15 protein-coding genes are annotated in these 17,334 nt (G+C 66.1%); 7 read left to right on the plus strand and 8 right to left on the minus strand.

From position 1 onward, the window contains the following. Positions 1–29: 29 nt before the first annotated feature. Complete coding sequence (locus LU493_RS05440; protein WP_275286780.1) at positions 30–461, plus strand: HIT domain-containing protein; 432 nt, start codon at positions 30–32, stop codon at positions 459–461. Here the strand turns inward: LU493_RS05440 and LU493_RS05445 are convergent. Beyond that, complete coding sequence (locus LU493_RS05445; RefSeq protein WP_275286781.1) at positions 458–823, minus strand: hypothetical protein; 366 nt, start codon at positions 821–823, stop codon at positions 458–460. The two genes, LU493_RS05440 and LU493_RS05445, sit on opposite strands and share 4 nt — an antisense overlap. Further along, positions 820–1,365 (minus strand): hypothetical protein, encoded by a 546-nt coding sequence (locus LU493_RS05450; RefSeq protein WP_275286782.1) that lies wholly within the window; start codon positions 1,363–1,365, stop codon positions 820–822. Before LU493_RS05450 ends, LU493_RS05445 begins: the two co-directional genes overlap by 4 nt. Positions 1,366–1,538: 173 nt before the next feature. Here LU493_RS05450 and LU493_RS05455 point away from each other — a divergent pair, with 173 nt between their 5' ends. Beyond that, the gene (locus tag LU493_RS05455; RefSeq protein WP_275286783.1) at positions 1,539–2,012 is read left to right on the plus strand and encodes a Dps family protein; all 474 of its coding nucleotides are present in this window, start codon (positions 1,539–1,541) and stop codon (positions 2,010–2,012) included. A gap of 60 nt (positions 2,013–2,072) precedes the next feature. Here the strand turns inward: LU493_RS05455 and rmuC are convergent, their stop codons facing one another. The 3 genes from rmuC to LU493_RS05470 are packed head-to-tail and all read right to left on the minus strand — an operon-like array spanning position 2,073 to position 7,197. Next, positions 2,073–3,506 carry a DNA recombination protein RmuC gene (rmuC, locus tag LU493_RS05460; protein WP_275286784.1) on the minus strand — a complete coding sequence of 478 codons (1,434 nt, stop codon included), beginning with the start codon at positions 3,504–3,506 and terminating at the stop codon, positions 2,073–2,075. An 11-nt stretch (positions 3,507–3,517) separates the two neighbouring features. Next, positions 3,518–4,984, minus strand: a complete 1,467-nt coding sequence (locus LU493_RS05465) for an aminoacyl-histidine dipeptidase (protein ID WP_275286785.1) — start codon at positions 4,982–4,984, stop codon at positions 3,518–3,520. Positions 4,985–5,016: 32 nt separating this feature from the next. After that, positions 5,017–7,197 carry a tRNA(Met) cytidine acetyltransferase TmcA gene (locus tag LU493_RS05470; protein WP_275286786.1) on the minus strand — a complete coding sequence of 727 codons (2,181 nt, stop codon included), beginning with the start codon at positions 7,195–7,197 and terminating at the stop codon, positions 5,017–5,019. Between the two features lie 317 nt (positions 7,198–7,514). Between LU493_RS05470 and dctP the strand changes: the two genes are divergently transcribed. The 4 genes from dctP (at position 7,515) to LU493_RS05490 (ending at position 12,386) form a co-directional block, all read left to right on the plus strand. Then, on the plus strand, positions 7,515–8,618 hold the full coding sequence (gene dctP, locus LU493_RS05475) for a TRAP transporter substrate-binding protein DctP (protein ID WP_275286787.1): 1,104 nt from the start codon (positions 7,515–7,517) through the stop codon (positions 8,616–8,618). Between the two features lie 96 nt (positions 8,619–8,714). Continuing rightward, on the plus strand, positions 8,715–9,218 hold the full coding sequence (locus LU493_RS05480; protein WP_275286788.1) for a TRAP transporter small permease subunit: 504 nt from the start codon (positions 8,715–8,717) through the stop codon (positions 9,216–9,218). After that, positions 9,215–10,543 (plus strand): TRAP transporter large permease, encoded by a 1,329-nt coding sequence (locus LU493_RS05485; protein WP_275286789.1) that lies wholly within the window; start codon positions 9,215–9,217, stop codon positions 10,541–10,543. The genes LU493_RS05480 and LU493_RS05485 overlap by 4 nt, the downstream gene beginning before the upstream one ends. Positions 10,544–10,691: 148 nt before the next feature. After that, positions 10,692–12,386 (plus strand): ABC transporter permease, encoded by a 1,695-nt coding sequence (locus LU493_RS05490; protein WP_275286790.1) that lies wholly within the window; start codon positions 10,692–10,694, stop codon positions 12,384–12,386. On the opposite strand, the gene LU493_RS05495 is transcribed toward LU493_RS05490, so the two are convergent. After that, a complete protein-coding gene (locus tag LU493_RS05495; protein ID WP_428994527.1) occupies positions 12,333–13,391 on the minus strand; it encodes an ABC transporter ATP-binding protein in 1,059 nt (352 codons plus the stop codon). The genes LU493_RS05490 and LU493_RS05495 overlap by 54 nt on opposite strands. Before the next feature lie 277 nt (positions 13,392–13,668). Between LU493_RS05495 and LU493_RS05500 the strand changes: the two genes are divergently transcribed. Beyond that, positions 13,669–14,697 (plus strand): Fe(3+) ABC transporter substrate-binding protein, encoded by a 1,029-nt coding sequence (locus tag LU493_RS05500; protein WP_275286792.1) that lies wholly within the window; start codon positions 13,669–13,671, stop codon positions 14,695–14,697. A 479-nt stretch (positions 14,698–15,176) separates the two neighbouring features. Here the strand turns inward: LU493_RS05500 and LU493_RS05505 are convergent, their stop codons facing one another. Together LU493_RS05505 and LU493_RS05510 are read right to left on the minus strand one after the other, a co-directional pair. Then, positions 15,177–15,890 (minus strand): sulfite exporter TauE/SafE family protein, encoded by a 714-nt coding sequence (locus tag LU493_RS05505; protein ID WP_275286793.1) that lies wholly within the window; start codon positions 15,888–15,890, stop codon positions 15,177–15,179. Continuing rightward, entirely contained in the window at positions 15,883–17,331 is a 1,449-nt protein-coding gene (locus LU493_RS05510) for an amidohydrolase family protein (RefSeq protein ID WP_275286794.1), read from the minus strand. Before LU493_RS05510 ends, LU493_RS05505 begins: the two co-directional genes overlap by 8 nt. Positions 17,332–17,334: the final 3 nt, after the last annotated feature.

Here is a 17,334-nt window from a genome sequence, read left to right on the forward strand (position 1 = left end):
CACATACCGACGACGTCAAGGAGCCCTTCATGCCGGATTTCGAACCGGACGCCCGCCTGGTCGACGACAGCTACCCCGTCACCGAACTCCCGCTCTGTCAGCTGCGACTGATGGACGATGCTCGCTTTCCCTGGCTGGTTCTGGTGCCGCGCCGTGTCGGCGTTACCGAGGTCATCGAGCTCGACGAGGCCGACCAGCGCCAGTTCTGGCGGGAAGCCACCCTGGTCGGCGGTGTCCTGAAGGCGTGCCTGGCGGGCGACAAGCTCAATATCGCCACCCTGGGCAACGTGGTCGCCCAGCTACACCTGCACGTGATCCTGCGCCGCCATGACGACGACGCCTGGCCGGCACCGGTCTGGGGCCACGGCCAGGCGTCTCCGTATGACCTGGACGGGCTGGCCAGCATTCGCGACCGCTTGCTGGCGGAGATAGAAGCCATCGACTGGGAGGAGCCCGCCTAGATCTCGCTGCCCAATCGCGAGCGCAGCGTCATCATCCACGGCTCGAGCAGGCGCGAGGGAAGAGGACGACCACCACGCAGGGCCGTCATCTCGACACGACTGCCTCGTTCTGCCGACGCTACCTCGAGGCGAATCCGGTAGCCGGGCCAGCGCCCGAGCACGGCCTCGACACGCCCCAGGTCGCCATCGGCGTGACGCACGACATAGCCCCGCTCCATCAGCAAGGCCATGGATTCATCCAGCACAGCGGCCACCGAGCCCGGCACGGTCCCCGTGACGGGCTCGGCGGGCGCCGGCGGTGCCATGCTCGCGCAACCTCCCAATGTCAGCATCAGGGCAATTCCCAGCAACCCGCGTCTCATGGCGATGTCTCCCCGGCCTCGATGGCATCGCGGAGTTCATGACAGAAATCCGCGTCACTGGCAGTACGCGACTGTCGCAACTGGCCCCGCCAGTCGTACAGCTGCACGTCCCGTGACACTCTCACCGACTCGCTGCCGACCACCACCGAGACACGTTCGATCCGGGTCGCTTCCTCGGAGGCCGCCCCTCCACCGCCGAAGCCGATACCCAGTCCCACGCCGGATGACACATGGCCGCCACTGCCCCCGAACAGAAAGCCACCGAAACGCGGTTGGGGATCGACGGCATTGTGATAGAGCGTGCGTTCGGCACGCTCGGCACTGACCAGCCCCAGCGAGGTATCGGTATCCCGCACCAGGAAATCCCGGCTCTCCAGCACCTCGACCACGCGGGCCAGTGGCACGGCGCCCTCATTCACCGGCCAGTGGCAGGCAGCGGCAGGCGCCGGTTCGGCTTCCGGCATCCGGGTCGGCGTCGCCTGACAGCCAACCAGCGCCAGGAACGGGGCCATCAACAGGATCTTCCGGTATCCGCCAGCCATGCGCGTCTCTCCTTGGTGTCTCCTCGACAGTCTAGCAGCCGCCGACCACTTGAAGCCCCGCCAGGTCGCCCGCATGTCATCAATCAGCGCTATGGTGGTCATGCAGGAAATTCGCTTAACGGCCACCACCCCGACGCCTATACTGGCCCGACACGAATCAAGGAGGCATTCGCATGAGCGATACCAACAGCATCGGCCTGCACGAAGGCAGCGCCAGCCAGCTTGCCGAGCGACTCAACGCCCTGCTGGCCAACTATCAGATTTTCTACATGAACGTTCGCGGCTATCACTGGAATGTGAAAGGCGAGAACTTCTTCGAGCTGCACACCAAGTTCGAAGAGTTCTATACCGACCTGCTGGTCAAGGTCGACGAGGTCGCCGAACGTATCCTGACCCTCGGCCATCAGCCGGTGCACGCCTACAGCGACTACTTCCGCCTCTCCACCATCGAGGAAGAAAAGAGCATCCATGATGGCGTGGCGTGCGTCCGAGGCGTGGTCAAGGGCTACCAGACGCTGATCGAGCTGCAGCGCGAGATCCTGTCACTGGCTTCCGACGCCGACGACGAGGGCACCGCGTCTCTGGTCAGCGACTATATCCGCGAGCAGGAGAAGACGATCTGGATGTTGAACGCCTATCTCGGCTAAGAAGGCGTTTACAACTTACTGCGCTCGTAACACTTGTAAACACCTTCTAGCTCGACGAATTCACATCCCGTCTTGTCCATCATCGTCGCCGCCTTTCGGGGCGGCGTCGTCGTGTTCGGGGGATTCATCCGGTACCTCGCCGTCGGCGGCGCGCACCAGGTCGTCGGGCAGCGGCTTCTTCATGCGCACGCCCAGGCGTTCCAGCTCCCGGGCCTGTGCCACCAGGCTGCCCTGTCCCGTCGATAACCGCCGCATGGCGCGGCGATGGCTGTCCCCGGCACGCTCAAGGTGTCGCCCGACGTCGTCCAGGCTCTCGACGAATCCACTGAACTTGCTCAGCAGGCGCTCGGCGCGCTCACCGATCAGGCGAGCGTTCTCGTTCTGTCGCTCCAGGCTCCACAGGCCCGCCACGGTGCGCAGGCTGGCCAGCAGCGTGGTCGGCGTGACCATCACCACCTGCCGATCGAAGGCTTCCTGGAACAGGGTCGGATCGCGCTCGAAGGCCGCCGCAAAGGCCGGCTCCACCGGCACGAAGAGGAACACGAAGTCCGGGGAACGCAGCGTCGACAGGCGGGGATAGTCCTTGGCCGACAGCCCCTGGACATGCGCGCGCAGCGACTGCAGATGATCGCGCATCGCCGCTTCCCGCCCGGCCTCATCCTCGGCATTGACCACCCGCGTCCAGGCACTGAGCGATACCTTGGCATCGACGATCAAGTGGCGATCCTCCGGCAGATAGATGATCGCATCGGGACGTCGCCGCCCCTGCTCGTCGTGCAGCGTCACCTCACGGCGATATTCGATATCGCGGCGCAGGCCACTGCGCTCGAGCACCCGTTCCAGGATCAACTCGCCCCAGTTGCCCTGGGCCTTCTGGTCGCCCTTGAGTGCCCGGGCCAGCCCGGCGGCTTCCTCGCCGAGCCTGGCATTGAGGCCGGCGAGCTGATCCAGCTGGGCCTTGAGCGAGCCGCGCTCACGCTGCTCCTGACCGTGCAGCTCCTCGACACGCCGACGAAAGTGATCGACCTGCTCACGGAACGGCTTGAGCAGGGCCTCGAGGCTCTCTCGACTCTGGGAGCTATAGGTACGCTGCCGCTCGTCGAAGACCTGGCCGGCGAGCTGGTGGAACTCGTTCTTGAGCCGTTCGCGGGCGTCTTCCAGCAATGCCAACTGCTCGCGGTGCCGCAATGCCGTCTGCTCACGCTCCGTTTCCAGGCGTGCCGCCCGTTCGCGCTGTTCGGCGAGTTGGCCCTGGGTCTGCTCGAGCGTCGTCTCGACATTGGCCAGCCGCTCCCGACAGCCATCCAGTTGGGCGTCGCTCTGGGTCAGCTCCTGCTCGAGCCGCACCACGGCGGCGTCGCGCTCGGCCAGGCGCTTGGCAGCGGCGTCATGCCGACGACGTTGCCCGAGTCCCCACGCCAGGCTTGCCAACGCCACCAGGCTCAGCCCGAGCGGCAATGCCCAGGCGGACGACGCGAGCCATGCCTCGTTCATGCTGCCCCCCCTCAAGCCGTCGGACTCGCCAGATCCTCGACCAGGGTGCGCAGCATGTCCCAGAACTCCGACACCGAGTCGATCTCCACGCGTTCGTCCGGCGAATGCGCGCCACGGATCAATGGGCCGAAGGAGATCATCGACAGCTCCGGATACTTGGCCCCGAGGATGCCGCACTCCAGGCCCGCATGGATCACCTTGATGGCAGGATCGACGCCCAGTCGATCGCGGTGCAGAGTACAGAAACGTGCCAAGAGCGGGCTCTCGGGCACCGGTGTCCAGCCGGGATAGGCGTTCTCGACCCGGGTGCGGGCACCGATCAGCTCGAACAGCGCGCGAAAGCGATCGGCGATGTCGGCACGGGCGCTGTCACGCAGCGAGCGCACCAGGGCGCACAGGTGGAAACGTCCTCCTTCCAGGCGCACCACGCCGAGGTTGTTGGAGGTTTCCACCACGCCCGGCACGGCGGTGCTCATGCGCTCGACGCCACAGGGCGCGACATGCAGGGCGTTGATCAACAGGCGGCTGGCGTCACGGGTCAGGACCTCCGCACCCTCGGTGTCACCGGGGTCGAGTGTCAGCTGCAGGCCATCATCGACCCCGGCCAGTTCGTCGCGCAACGCCTGCTCCAGTGCCGTCAAACGGGCTCGAGCGGCTTCCACTTCGTCGACGGGCAGCGCCAGGGTGGCAAAGGCCTCTCGAGGCAGGGCATTGCGCAGGGTGCCACCATGGTAGTCGACCAGGCGCACATCGCAGTCGCCAAGACAGCGCAGAGCCCGCACCAGCAACCGGTTGGCGTTGCCGCGGCCCTTGTCGATATCGATGCCGGAATGCCCCCCGCTCAGCCCGGTCAGGGCGAGGCGCATCGACGTCTCGTCCTCGCCCAACGCGGTGGTGGGCAACTGTGCCTCGACGACCACGTCGGCCCCACCGGCGCAACCGATGTAGACCTGGCCACGATCCTCGGAATCGAGATTGAGCAGAATCTCACCCTCGAGCCAGCCCTCCGCCAGGTTCAAGGCGCCGCCCATCGAGGACTCTTCCTCCAGGGTGAACAGCGCCTCGAGCGGCCCATGCACCAGCGAGTCGTCCTCCAGGATCGCCAGCGCCGCCGCCACGCCCATGCCGTTGTCGGCTCCCAGGGTGGTATTCCGCGCATGCAGCCAGCCGTCTTCCACATAGGTCGCGATGGGATCGCGGGTGAAGTCGTGGGGATGCTCGGCGTTGGCCTGGGCGACCATGTCCAGGTGTCCCTGCAGGATCACCCCCGGCGCCTGCTCGTGGCCGGACGTGGCGGGCTTGCGGATTCGCAGGTTGCCGAAGCCATCGCGGTCGTGGGACAGGCCGAGCCCTTCGGCCCAGGCTTCAAGATGCGCCACCAGGGCCACCTCGTGGCCGGAGGGACGCGGGGTGTCGCACAGGGTGCGGAAATGGCGCCACAGCGGGCGCGGCGCAAGTTGCTCGAGATGTGCGTTCATGGCGCTTCTATACCGTGATTGACTCGGAGACTCTACCGGCCGTCCTCAGCCTTGGGAAGGCTAGCCGCTTCGAGCCACCTGGCGACACTTCGGCGGCGCCAGGCATCAACCTGCCGGGCACCGCTGAGCGACAACCGCCGGGCGAGCCAGTCGTCGGAGCGCCCCTGAAAGGCCCAGGCAGCCAGCATGGCCAGCTCGGCATCGCCCTGACCATGAGCGGCGACAATGCCGATCAGCGCCTGCATGGCCGGTCTCGCCATGGCCGGATCGCGATGGCCATGGGCCACATCATCGAGGTCACGGCGGTCCTCCGCCGACAGTGACCCGACGGCGCGATCGCCGAGCAGGGTCAAGGCCACCAGGGGCTCCAGGTCAGCCAGTTCGAAGGCCAGCAGACCGGGAAGCTGGCGATGGAAGCGACGCGTCAAACGGTCCGCCAGGGCTTCGCCGCCGGCGCTGACAGCTCGCACCACCATCAGGGCATACTCGCCGGTGGAGGTCTCGCGGGTCACCCCGAGGCGCACCACTCGGAATCCCCGGGCCTGCCAGAAGGCCAGCAGGCCGGGCTCGGCGCCGAAGCTCGCCCCGAGCAGGTCGATACCATCCGCGTCGGCATCGGCCTGCTCGGCCGCCAACAGCCGCGTCCCCAGGCCCTGTCGACGGCACTGCGACACCACCGCAATGCGCGAGACGCGACGTAGCCGGGCCGTCAGGGCCTCGCGTTCGCCGGCATGGGCCGCCAGCGACTGGGCCAACAGGTGACCACGAGGGCGCCGCTCGCCACGCGCCACACGCTCGGCCAGATCGGCATCGAAGTTCCCCTCGTCGCCGGTGACCACCACCGCCTCGATGCCGGCCTTGCCCGACAGGCTGGCGACACGGCTCCCCGGCGCATCCAGCAACCGCCGCAGGTCACCGGGCGTGGTGCGGTAATGGGCCTGGACCAGCAGGCCGAAGATGGCACGCAGGCGCGGCTCGTCAACGGCCAGGTCACGACGATCCTCGCGCTGCCAGTACTCTGCCCCGGGCTGTCCGGTCTCGCCATCCGGTTCCGCATCGAGCATCAGCAGGCGCGAGGTCAGCGCCTCCAGAGGATCCCCCTCGGCCCAGCGCACCGGCATGGCCAGATGGCATTCACGCCAGTCCGGGGCCAACCGGTCGAGTCGCTCGCGAAAACGCAGTGCAAAACCACGCCCGGCCCCTTCATAGCCATGCACGGTGGTGGCGAAGGCGATGCGCGGAAAGGCCTCGAGCCAGCCGCCCAGGAGGCCGGCGGGAATCGCCGCGGCCTCATCCACCAGCAGCCAGCCCCCCGCACCGCCGGCCTCACCGCGCTCGATTCGCGCCTGGAGTTCATCCGGCGCCAGGAAGATTACGCGACCCGCGTCGGTCTCGAAGCGATTGCCCCGGCGCGCACCCTCGGGGCACAGCACCGTCAGACGCTCGAAGAGCCCCGCCACCGCTGCCGGACGCGGAGCGGTCACCAGGATGTCGCCGACGCCTCGCGCCAGCAGTCGGGCACAGGCGATCCCCAATGCCGCCGTCTTGCCGCGCCCGCGGTCGGCAGTGATCACCAGCGGTCGACGACGGCGCAGGCGCACGAGCCGCGCCACGGCATCGGCCTGATCCCGGGTGAGGCAAGCCGGGTCCGGCGGCACCGACACGTCCCGGGGAACGTCGGTCAGCACCGGCGTGACCGGCGATTCCCCTTCCGTCCAGCGCGCCACGTCCGTCGAATTCATCAGCAACGTCGCCAAGCGCATCAGGTATCGACACGGCAAGGCCTCCACCGACCAGGGGTGCTCGGCCAGGCGCGCATAGTCGGCATCGGGCCGTGTCCCCCAGTCGACGGGCGTCATCAGTACCATCACCCCCCCGGCACGCAGGGTGCCGGACAGGGCGCCGAACGCTTCGGGGTCGAATCCGGCCCCCGGGGAGACTGCATCGAAGACGACCAGATCCTGTTCGCCACCGAGTCGAGTCCGTGCCTTGCTCGCCGGCAGCCACTCGGCTGCCTCGATGCCACCCGGTGACTCGGGCGCGACCCAGAGCGGTGCCCCCCAGGCCTCGCCGCACCATAGCCGCCGGGCACGCTCACGACAGCACTCGACGCTACCCCGCAGCCAGATCAGTCCCCGCCAGCGTCGCGCGACGAGCGCCCGATGAAAACCGTCCAGATCGGGCGGCAGATCATGCCTGGGTAGTGGCGACATGCGGACTCCTGAGCCGATCAACTTTGGTCTAATGAGACTCGGCAATTAAACGCTCGATTGCACTGCGGCAACGCAACATGAAGAACCTCGAATTCCGTCCATCTCACTGATATGTCACCTATATTCATAATTCATCGTCATGTGCGACCGCCACAAGATAGCGTGAAACACGACCATGGTGGACATCGAACCTCACGGAAAAGCCATGCTAGCTTGATGACTGGCACCGTCCCGCTGCCGTCCTGCATCCGGGATGGTCACGCTCTCTGTCCGCGTCTCTTCTCGACAACCACAACAAGTCCCAGAGGGAGTCTCTCATGACAACACGCTTCACTCTCACCGGCCTGGCCGCCGGTATCGCCCTGGCCACGCTGGCGACCAATGTCCAGGCCCAGGAAGAATGGACCATGACCACCACCTGGCCGGACAACCTGGATCTCATCCAGATCGACCGTCACTGGGCGGAACTGGTCAACCAGCTGGCCGGCGACGAACTGCAGATCGAGTTCCGTGCCGGTGGCACGCTCATGCCCGGCACCGAGGTATTCGATGCCACCGAGACCGGCAGCATCGAAGCCGCCGGCGACTGGCCCGGCTACTGGGCCGGCCGCAGCCCGGCCTTCTCGCCGCTGGCCACCACCACCAGCCTGTTCAATGGCGTCGACTATCTGAACTGGATCCAGCAGTGGGGCGGCTTCGAGCTCTATCAGGAGGTCTACGGCCAGTACAACATGGTCTATCTGCCCTACGGTATCACCAATAACGAATCCGGTTTCCGTGGCGGCACGCCCATCGAGAGTCTCGCCGACCTGGAAGGCAAGCGTCTGCGCCTGTCCGGGCGCGACCAGGGGCGTGTACTGGAGCAGCTGGGCGGTTCCCAGGTCACTCTCGCTGGCGGCGAAATCTACCAGGCCATCGAGCGTGGCGTGGTCGACGGCGCCGAGTTTTCCACGCCCGGCGTGGACTACAAGGCCGGCTTCAACGAGGTCGCCGATTACTGGCTGACCCCGGGCTGGCACCAGTCCGCCAGCGTGTTCGGCGTGATGATCAACCAGGATGCCTGGGATGCACTGTCCGAAGAGACGCAGGAAAAGCTCAAGATCGCCGCGGACGCCACCATGGCCTGGTCGCTGGCCTGGTCCGAACGCCAATCCACCGAAGGCACGGTGAAGTTCCTCGAGGACGGCACGGAGATCAACCAGCTTTCCGAGGAGGATCTCGCCGAGATACAGCGCATCACCAACGAGGTGATCGTGCAGGGCGCCTGTGAGGATCCGATGCATGCCAAGATCTATCATTCGATGATCAGCTACATGGAGCACTACGCCAACTGGCGCGACATCTCGGTGCCGTACAACATGAGCCGAGTCACCGACAACCTGCCGCCCCTGGAGGAAATCGAAGCCTGCATGGAGCAATGAACCGGAGTCGCCGTCAACCGGGACGGGAGGGCCCCATCGGGTCCTCTCCCTTCCATCGACCTGACCTCGACACCGACTCACGCCGGGATCCCCATCATGAATGCCATGACCAGAGCCATCGATGCCCTCAACGAGGCGTTCGGGCGCCTGATCGCCCCATTGCTCGCCGTGATCACCCTGATCGTGATCTACGACATCGCCATGCGGTTCTTCATCGGACGCCCCAGTGACTGGGCCTTCGATGTCACCAAGATGCTGTTCGGCGCTCACTTCATGCTGATGGCCGCCTATGGACTGCGCCATCATGCCCACGTGGAAGTCGACGTGCTCAAGCGCCTGCTGTCACGACGCAAGCAGGCGGCCCTCGAGCTCCTCGGCTATCTGATCTTCTTCGTTCCCTTCATCGGGATGCTGCTCAGCCTTGGCTGGGATTTCTTCCTGCGTTCCTTCAGTCGCGGCGAAACCACGTACGGCATGGTGGCCATCCCCGTCTATCCGGTGAAGGCGGTCATCGTCGTCACCGCCGCTCTGCTCCTGCTCCAGGCCCTCGCCGTGGTGAGCCGTGCCATTCAGGAATTGCGCCGGGAGGAAACCCCATGAGTGCCGAGATGCTTACCCTGTTCATGTTCGGCGGCCTGCTCGTCGGCCTTTTCATGGGCCATCCACTGGCCTTCGTGCTGGGCGGCGTCGCCGTGCTCGGGGCCTGGCTCGGGCCGGGCGCCAATACTCTGGGCATCCTGATCAACAACATCTACGGCAACGCCATGGACAACTACGTCCTGGTCGCCATCCCCCTCTTCGTGCTGATGGCCCGCTTCCTCAATGACTCCGGCGTCACCGAGAAGATGTTCGAGTCGATGCGCCTGCTGCTGGCCAACCTGCGCGGCGGCCTGGCGCTCACCGTGGTCATCGTCTCGGTGCTGCTTGCCGCCACCACCGGCATCGTCGGCGCCTCCATCGCGGTGATGGGCATGATCGCCCTGGTGCCGATGCTCAAGTACTCCTACAACAAGGAACTGAGTACCGGGGTGATCATGGCCAGCGGCTGCCTGGGCATCCTGATTCCCCCCAGTATCATGCTGATCCTGATGGCCAGCTACTCACCGGTCTCGGTAGGCGCGCTGTTCGCCGGCGCCCTGGTGCCGGGCGTCATGCTGGGCGCAATGTATGCCCTCTACGTGCTGATCATCTGCTACCTGAAACCTTCCTATGGCCCGCCGGTGCCCGTCGAAGAGCGCGCCGACACCTCCACGGGCGAATTGCTGGTCATGCTCGGCAAGTACGTGCTCCCCCCCATGACGCTGATTCTCGGCGTCCTCGGCTCATTGTTCACCGGCATCGCCACCGCCACCGAGGCCTCGGCCATCGGCGTGGCCATCGCCTTCGTGCTCTTTTTGATCTTCGGCGATCGCAAGGCCTCGACCTGCTATCGCACCCTGGTAGAAGCCAGCAAGACCACCACCATGGTGATGCTGGTGCTGGTGGGGGCCACCGCCTTCACCGGGGTCTTCTCGATCGGTGGCGGCATGGACGTCATCAGCGACGTCGTCCTGGCCATGCCCGGCGGTACCACCGGCGCGCTGATCCTGATGCTGTTCCTGGTGTTCATCCTCGGCATGTTCCTGGACTGGACCGGCATCGTGCTGCTCAGCTTTCCGATCATGCTGCCCATCGTCGAGCAGATGGGCGTGGACGTCCTGTGGTTCGTGGTCATGGTCGCGGTGGTGCTGCAGACATCCTTTCTCACTCCCCCCTTCGGCTATGCCCTCTTCTACCTCAAGGGGGTGGCTCCCCAAGGGGTCGAGATCGTCGACCTCTATCGGGCGGTGATTCCTTTCTGTGCGCTGATCGTGCTGGCCTGCGTGCTGATGGCCCTCTTCCCCTCCCTGATAACGGGGCTGCCGGCGGTGATGCTCGGTCACTGATCGATATCTCCATGCCGCCTGCCGTCACGGCAGGCGGCGCCGTATCATGCGCCTCGATGCAGCCCCCGCGTCCAACTGATAGTATTCTCGCCTGCCATCCCATCGCATTCGACCGGTGCCGGGTCCCCTCACCGGAAGGAGTTGTCGCTTGTCCAGTCCCGCCAGCCATCGACCCACCGCGTCCGCCCGACGGTTGTCGCTGCGCCTCGATGCCTGGAACCTGCTGACCCTGGGGATCGCCGCCATCGTGGTGCTGCCGGTCCTGGTGGTGTTCGCCCATATCGTCATGCCCACCGAGGGGATCTGGCACCACCTGGCCAGTACCGTGCTGGGACGTTACCTGGCCAATACCCTCTTTCTGGTGATCACCGTGGGCCTGGGTACCTTCGTCATCGGTACCGGCACGGCCTGGCTGGTGGTGATGTGTCGCTTCCCGGGGCGTCGCCTGTTCGAATGGGCCCTCTTGTTGCCGCTGGCGGTGCCGACCTATGTGATCGCCTATGCCTACACCGACTTCCTGCAGTACGCCGGCCCGGTTCAGGGCTGGTTGAGGGAAGCCTTCAACTGGGGACGCGACGACTACTTCTTCCCCGAGATCCGCTCCCTGGGCGGGGCCGCGACCCTGATCACCCTGGTGCTCTATCCCTACGTCTACATGCTGGCCCGGGCCACCTTCCTCGAACAATCGGTGTGCGTGCTGGATGTGGGTCGAACCCTGGGCCGCGGTCCCTGGCGTCTGTTCGGTGGCGTGGCGATTCCCCTGGCACGACCGGCCATCGTCGGCGGCGTCTCGCTGGCGCTGATGGAGACCCTCAACGAATTCGGTGCGGTGCAGTACTTCGGCGTCGACACCTTCACCACCGGCATCTATCGCACCTGGTTCGGCATGGGCGAGCAGGTCGCCGCAGCCCAGCTGGCGGCCTGTCTGCTGACCTTCGTGATATTCCTGGTGCTGCTGGAGCGCGCCTCGCGAGGCAAGCGTCGCTACTTCCATACCACGGGGCGCTATCAGCGCCTGCCGGAGTTCCCGCTCACCGGCTGGCGGGCAGCGGCGGCCTGTCTGGCCTGTCTGTTACCGGTGCTGATCGGCTTCCTGATCCCCAGTGGCCTGCTGGGCTATCTGTCGATCAGGGGCGGGGATTCGCTGTTCGGCCCCCAGTTTCTGGAATTCGCGGGCAACAGCCTGGTGCTGGCCATCCTGGCGGCGGGTGCCGCGGTGGGCCTGGCGCTGGTGCTGAGCTACGGCGCCCGGCTCAACCCGGGGCCGGTGACCCGCACCGCTACCCGCGTGGCCGCCATGGGCTATGCCGTGCCCGGCTCGGTCGTGGCGGTGGGCATCCTGATTCCCTTCGCCTGGCTGGACGACCAGATCAATGGTTGGCTACGCGCTCATCATGGCGTCATCGCCGGCCTGATCTTCAGCGGCTCGGCCTTCATCCTGATCTATGCCTATGTAGTGCGCTTCCTGGCAGTATCGTTCAATGCCCTGGAGGCCAGCCTCGGCAAGGTCACCCCCAACATGGACGCGGCGGCCCGCACCCTGGGTCAGACCGCCAGCGGCACCCTGCGTCGGATACATACGCCGATCATGCGCAGCAGCCTGCTGGCCGCCGCCATCCTGGTCTTCGTCGACGTGATGAAGGAACTGCCGGCGACCATCATCCTGCGCCCCTTCGACTTCGACACCCTGGCCGTGCGCGCCCACAACCTGGCCGCCGACGAGCGCCTCGCCGAGGCCTCCACCGCCTCGCTGTCGATCGTCGCGGTGGGCATCATTCCCGTGGTGCTGTTAAGCCTCGCCATGCGCGGCGCTCGCCCCGGCGGGAAAGACGAACACCTGTGAGGGGTCCAGGCAAATCGCCACCGGCTGCCCTTCCTCGGGCAGGAAGACGCCCGGCACCCGAGCATGCAAGTGCGCCTCGCGGCCATCGGCGCCATGCGCGCAGATATGCAGCAGGCTGGTACGCCCGAGCAACTTGGCCATGACCACATGGCTATGGGCAGGCGCCGGCGGTGTCGCCAGCGCCTCGACCCGCAGCGCCTCGGGGCGGATCATCACCCGAGCGCGCTCGCCTTCCGCCAGTTCCGGGGCCGCCACGTCGCCCACTGGCGTGGCCACACGTCCCCCTCGCACCTCGCCGAACAGCTCGTTGACCGTGTCGAAGAAGGTCACCACGAAGGGATCGGCCGGCTCGCAGTAGAGTTCCCGGGGGGTGCCCATCTGCACGACCTGGCCATCACGCATCAGGGCGATGCGATCGGCCATGAACATCGCCTCCTCGGGATCGTGGGTCACCAGCAGGGCCCCGGCCTCCAGTTTCTTGAGGACGTGCAGGGTATCGTCGCGAATGCGGTCGCGCAGCCGCGCATCGAGACTCGAGAAGGGTTCGTCGAGCAGCATCAGGCCGGGCTCCGGCGCCAGGGCCCGGGCCAGGGCGACGCGCTGCTGCTGCCCTCCCGACAGGGTATGCGGGTAACTCTCGGCATAGCCTTCCATGCCCAGTTGAGCGAGCAGCGCCATGGCACGCTCGCGGCGACGCCGTGCGGGCAACGACTCCAGTCCGAAGGTGACATTCTCGAGGACGTTGAGATGCGGGAACAACGCCGACTCCTGGAAAGCCAGGCCGACATTGCGTCGCTCCGGGGGCACGTGCGGCTCTCCCAACGTCCGCCCATTGACCGCGACATGCCCCCGCTGCAGAACCTCGAGACCAGCGACGATGCGCAATAGCGTGGTCTTGCCACACCCCGAAGGGCCCAGCAGGCAGACGACCTCGCCCTGGCGTACCGTCAGGTCGATTCCCGCCACTGCCGTGTGACGGCCGTAGGCGTGATGGATATCCCGCATGGTCAGGACAACGGGGGCCTTCGACTCGAGTGGCTCGACGGCGTTCTGAAAGGAAGCATGGTGCATGGCGTTCGCCGGCTGAGAAGTTCGCGTCTCATGGTAACGCGAAAGCGTCTTCGACACGTTGCGATTTTCAATGACGCCACCTCAACGTCCAGGTCAACGTTTTTCATATCCCGTGGTTGACGCCCTTCTCGACAAACGCTTCAATACACGACAGGAAATGCAACGCATTAACATCCAAAAATCATTTCCAACACGCTTGAAGAGGTCTGCCATGCCCCACTACCAGCGACTCGTCATGCCGCTTGCCGCCCTGCTGACCGGCGCGGCCTTCGCCACCAATGCCGCCGCCGATGAGCTCAACATCTACTCGGCACGCCACTACGACTCCGACCAGGCGCTCTACGACGCCTTCACCGAAGAGACCGGCATCGAGGTCAATGTCCTTGAGGGCGATTCTGACCAGCTCATCGAGCGCATCCAGCGCGAAGGCGAGGCCAGCCCCGCCGATGTGATGATGACCGTCGACGCCGGCCGCCTGTGGCGCGCCGAGCAGGAAGACATCTTCGCCAGCATCGACTCCGACGTGCTGGCCGAGCGCCTGCCGGACTCGATGCGTCATCCCGAGGGCAAGTGGTTCGGCTTCAGCCAACGCGTTCGCGCCATCTTCTACAACCCTGATGAAGTCGACGCCGACGAACTCAACACCTACGAAGACCTGGCCGACCCTCGCTACGAGGGCCAGGTGTGCATTCGTTCCTCCAACAACATCTACAACCAGTCGCTGCTCGCCTCGTTGATCGCCCATCACGGCACTGAAGACGCCGAAGCCTGGGCCCAGGGCGTGGTCGACAACATGGCCCGCGACCCCGAGGGCGGCGACACCGACCAGATCAAGGGCGTGGCCAGCGGAGAATGCGATATCGCCGTGGCCAACCACTACTACTATGTGCGCCTGCTGGAGTCGGATAACGACGCCGACCGGGAAGTCGCCGAGAGCGTCGAGATCATGTTCCCCAACCAGGACGGCCGTGGTGCTCACGTCAACGTCGGCGGGGCGGGCGTCGTGCAGAACGCACCGAACCACGACAATGCCGTTCGTTTCCTCGAGTTCCTGGCCTCCGATGAAGCGCAGCATGGCTTTGCCGCCGGCAACTACGAATTCCCGGTCGTCCAGGGCGCCGAGAAGAGCGACGTGCTGGGATCCTGGGGTGACTTCAAGAAGGATCAGTTGAACATCAGCGAGCTGGGCGAGAACAACCCCGAGGCGATCAAGATCTTCGACCGCGTCGGCTGGCGGTAAGACGTCACCGGACGCCGATAGCAAGGGGCCCGCGGCAATGCCGCGGGCCTCTTTCGTTCGTCGCCGGTTCGCCCTAAAGGAAACACTGCTTAAATGCCTGCGCATGCAAATCGCTGCGCTATAGCCGCCATCCCTGGCGGCTACCCTGCGGGCCCGTCTAAAGACGGTTCAAATTCGCTCCTGGCGAATTTGTGCGCGGTGCTTGAAAGCTCGCCTAACTAAACGTTATGTCTCGCTTTCTGTGCTCCGTGCGCCTTGCGTTTCACTATGCTCGGCGATTTATTCAGCGTTTCCCGAAACGCCGTATGGGCGAGCGCAGATAGCTCTCGGGCAATGCCTGGGCTCTGTCCGAAAAGTCGACGAGCGATGGCCAGACAAGGCAAAAATCGGCGAAAAGACGGAGTTTACGCGCTGTAAATGAGTACTTTGAGCCGATTTTTAACGCCGTATGGGCGAGCGCAGGCACTTTTCGGACGAGGCTAGTGGGGGATCATCAGCGCCACCCCCGACACCAGCGCAAACAGCAGCACCCCCTGACGCAGCCGGCGAGCATCGAGGCGCTGGTGCATGACGCGGCTGGCCACGCTGCCGACCAGCAGTGGCGGCAGCAGGTAGAGCGCCCAGCGCAATTGTTCCATACCGACCTTGCCCGCCGAAGCCAGGATCACCAGCGAGATCAGCTCGCCGACCAGGAAGCAGCAGGCGATGGTCGAGCGCAGCTCCGGGCCGGGGCGGTGCTGGTAGAGCAGCGCCAGCGGCGGGCCGCCGACGCCGGTGGCGGTCTCGGTCACCCCGGTGATCAGCCCCACCGACATGCAGGCCCCCGCCCTGGGGCGGAACACCGGCGCGAACAGCGCGGCCAGCACGGCCAGCACCGTCGAGGCGCCGATCAGCTGGTTGAGCCCGTTGGTGCTCATCACCACCAGGATCCACAGCCCCAGGAAGGTCCCCGGCAGTCGGCCCAGGCCGATCCAGGCGCTGCCCCGCCAGTCGATGGCCTCTCGCTCACGCAGCGCCACATAGAGGTTGAGCGGCAGCATCAGCACCAGCAATGCGACCGGCAGCAGGTCGGGGCGCAGCAGCCCCATCACCGGGGCAACGATCAACGCGAAGCCGATGCCGATCGCCCCCTGCATGAAGGCGGCGATGGCCGTGGCCGCGGCGAGGACGGCGTAGACGACGAGCTCACTCATGAGGCCCCCGCGCCTCCGCATCCGACCGCGACGCCATGACCCGCGCGCGATGGGTCATCGAGGTCGGGTGCACCCGCTGGATCGGGGCGTTGGCCACCGCGGCGCCGGCCGCCTCGCGCACCTCGGCGAGCAGCGCACGGGCGTCCCAGTCCACGGGCCAGCCCTGCCACAGCCGCAGCCGACCGTTGGTGAACACCGCCTCGATCTGATCGCGGTTGGCGTAGCGAACCAGCTCCCAGGGGCGGTCCCAGGATGGCGTCATCTCGGGCACATTGAGATCCACCAGCAGGAAGTCGGCGGCCAGCCCCGGGGCGATCGCTCCGGTCACGCCCGACAACCCCGCCGCGTCGGCGCCGCCGCGAGTGGCGTGATCGAGCCACAACCAACCGCCGCCGCAGGAGGAATCGCCGCTGGCCAGCCCGAAGGTCAGTCGCTGGCTGGTCTCGGCGGCGTCCAGCAGCCGGAAGGCGTCGCTGCGCGTGCCGTCGCTGCCCAGCCCGAAGCGGATCCCCTGGGCGGCCATCTGCAGCGCCGGTGCCACGGCGTTGCCTTTCCAGCTGCTGGCCACCGGATTGAAGGCCACCGCGGTGCCGGTGTCGCGCAGCAGGTTGAGCTCCTCCGGTGTCACCAGGGTGGCATGGGCCACCAGCGTCTGCGGGCCCAGGGCGCCGACGGCGTGCAGGTGCTCCAGCGGCCGCTGGCGACGCGCCACCAGCGAGCGCTCCACGGCCTGCAGGTGCTCGTTGACGTGGGTCTGGAAGATGGCGCCGTGTTCGGCGCACATCGCCGCGACGTCGTGCAGCATGGCGTCGCTGGCCACCTCGGGAATCGACACCGCCAGCGACGGATGCACCAGATCGTGGCCCGACCAGCGCGCCAGATGACGCTCGGCGTCGCGGCGTATTACCTCGCCGTCCTCCTGGCTGCCGCCCAGGTCGTTGCAGATATAGCCCAGCACGCAGCGCAGTCCACTTTCCTCGGCGGCAGCGGCGATGCCATCGAGCTCGGCCGCGGCACGGGTGCCGGCGTCCACTGCGGTGGTGAAACCGCCGCGCAGCGCCTCCAGGGCGGCAAGCCGGGCGGAGAGATGCACCAGCCGCGCGTCCAGGCTGCCCTCCAGTGGCACCCAGATGCGCTTGAAGATCTCCGAAGGCTCACCGAACACCAGCGACTTGCCGAGCGACTGGGTCAGATGGTGGTGAGTATCGACGAAACCGGGCATCAGCAGCTTGCCGGGCATCTCCAGCGGCGTCAGGTCGGGATGGCGGGCCAGCAGCTCCTCGCGGTCGCCGATCTCGGCGAAGCGGCCATCGGCCACCAGCACCGCCTGATCGCGAACGCCGCCCTCCTCCAGCAGTACCTCTTCGGGCAGCAGCAATAGCGTCTCGGCGGCGAAATCGGCCGGGGTCAGCGAGGCAGTGGAATACGATGTCGACGACATGGG

Origin of the sequence: Halomonas elongata, assembly GCF_029081005.1 — a bacterium.
Taxonomy (GTDB): Bacteria; Pseudomonadota; Gammaproteobacteria; order Pseudomonadales; family Halomonadaceae; genus Halomonas; species Halomonas elongata_B.

Excerpts from the sequence above, each read along its gene's own strand:
- LU493_RS05440 (WP_275286780.1), top strand. The coding sequence starts at position 30 with ATGCCGGATTTCGAACCGGACGCCCGCCTGGTCGACGACAGCTACCCC.
- LU493_RS05445 (WP_275286781.1), bottom strand. The coding sequence starts at position 823 with ATGAGACGCGGGTTGCTGGGAATTGCCCTGATGCTGACATTGGGAGGT.
- LU493_RS05450 (WP_275286782.1), bottom strand. The coding sequence starts at position 1,365 with ATGGCTGGCGGATACCGGAAGATCCTGTTGATGGCCCCGTTCCTGGCG.
- LU493_RS05455 (WP_275286783.1), top strand. The coding sequence starts at position 1,539 with ATGAGCGATACCAACAGCATCGGCCTGCACGAAGGCAGCGCCAGCCAG.
- rmuC (WP_275286784.1), bottom strand. The coding sequence starts at position 3,506 with ATGAACGAGGCATGGCTCGCGTCGTCCGCCTGGGCATTGCCGCTCGGG.
- LU493_RS05465 (WP_275286785.1), bottom strand. The coding sequence starts at position 4,984 with ATGAACGCACATCTCGAGCAACTTGCGCCGCGCCCGCTGTGGCGCCAT.
- LU493_RS05470 (WP_275286786.1), bottom strand. The coding sequence starts at position 7,197 with ATGTCGCCACTACCCAGGCATGATCTGCCGCCCGATCTGGACGGTTTT.
- dctP (WP_275286787.1), top strand. The coding sequence starts at position 7,515 with ATGACAACACGCTTCACTCTCACCGGCCTGGCCGCCGGTATCGCCCTG.
- LU493_RS05480 (WP_275286788.1), top strand. The coding sequence starts at position 8,715 with ATGAATGCCATGACCAGAGCCATCGATGCCCTCAACGAGGCGTTCGGG.
- LU493_RS05485 (WP_275286789.1), top strand. The coding sequence starts at position 9,215 with ATGAGTGCCGAGATGCTTACCCTGTTCATGTTCGGCGGCCTGCTCGTC.
- LU493_RS05495 (WP_428994527.1), bottom strand. The coding sequence starts at position 13,391 with ATGCGGGATATCCATCACGCCTACGGCCGTCACACGGCAGTGGCGGGA.
- LU493_RS05500 (WP_275286792.1), top strand. The coding sequence starts at position 13,669 with ATGCCCCACTACCAGCGACTCGTCATGCCGCTTGCCGCCCTGCTGACC.
- LU493_RS05505 (WP_275286793.1), bottom strand. The coding sequence starts at position 15,890 with ATGAGTGAGCTCGTCGTCTACGCCGTCCTCGCCGCGGCCACGGCCATC.
- LU493_RS05510 (WP_275286794.1), bottom strand. The coding sequence starts at position 17,331 with ATGTCGTCGACATCGTATTCCACTGCCTCGCTGACCCCGGCCGATTTC.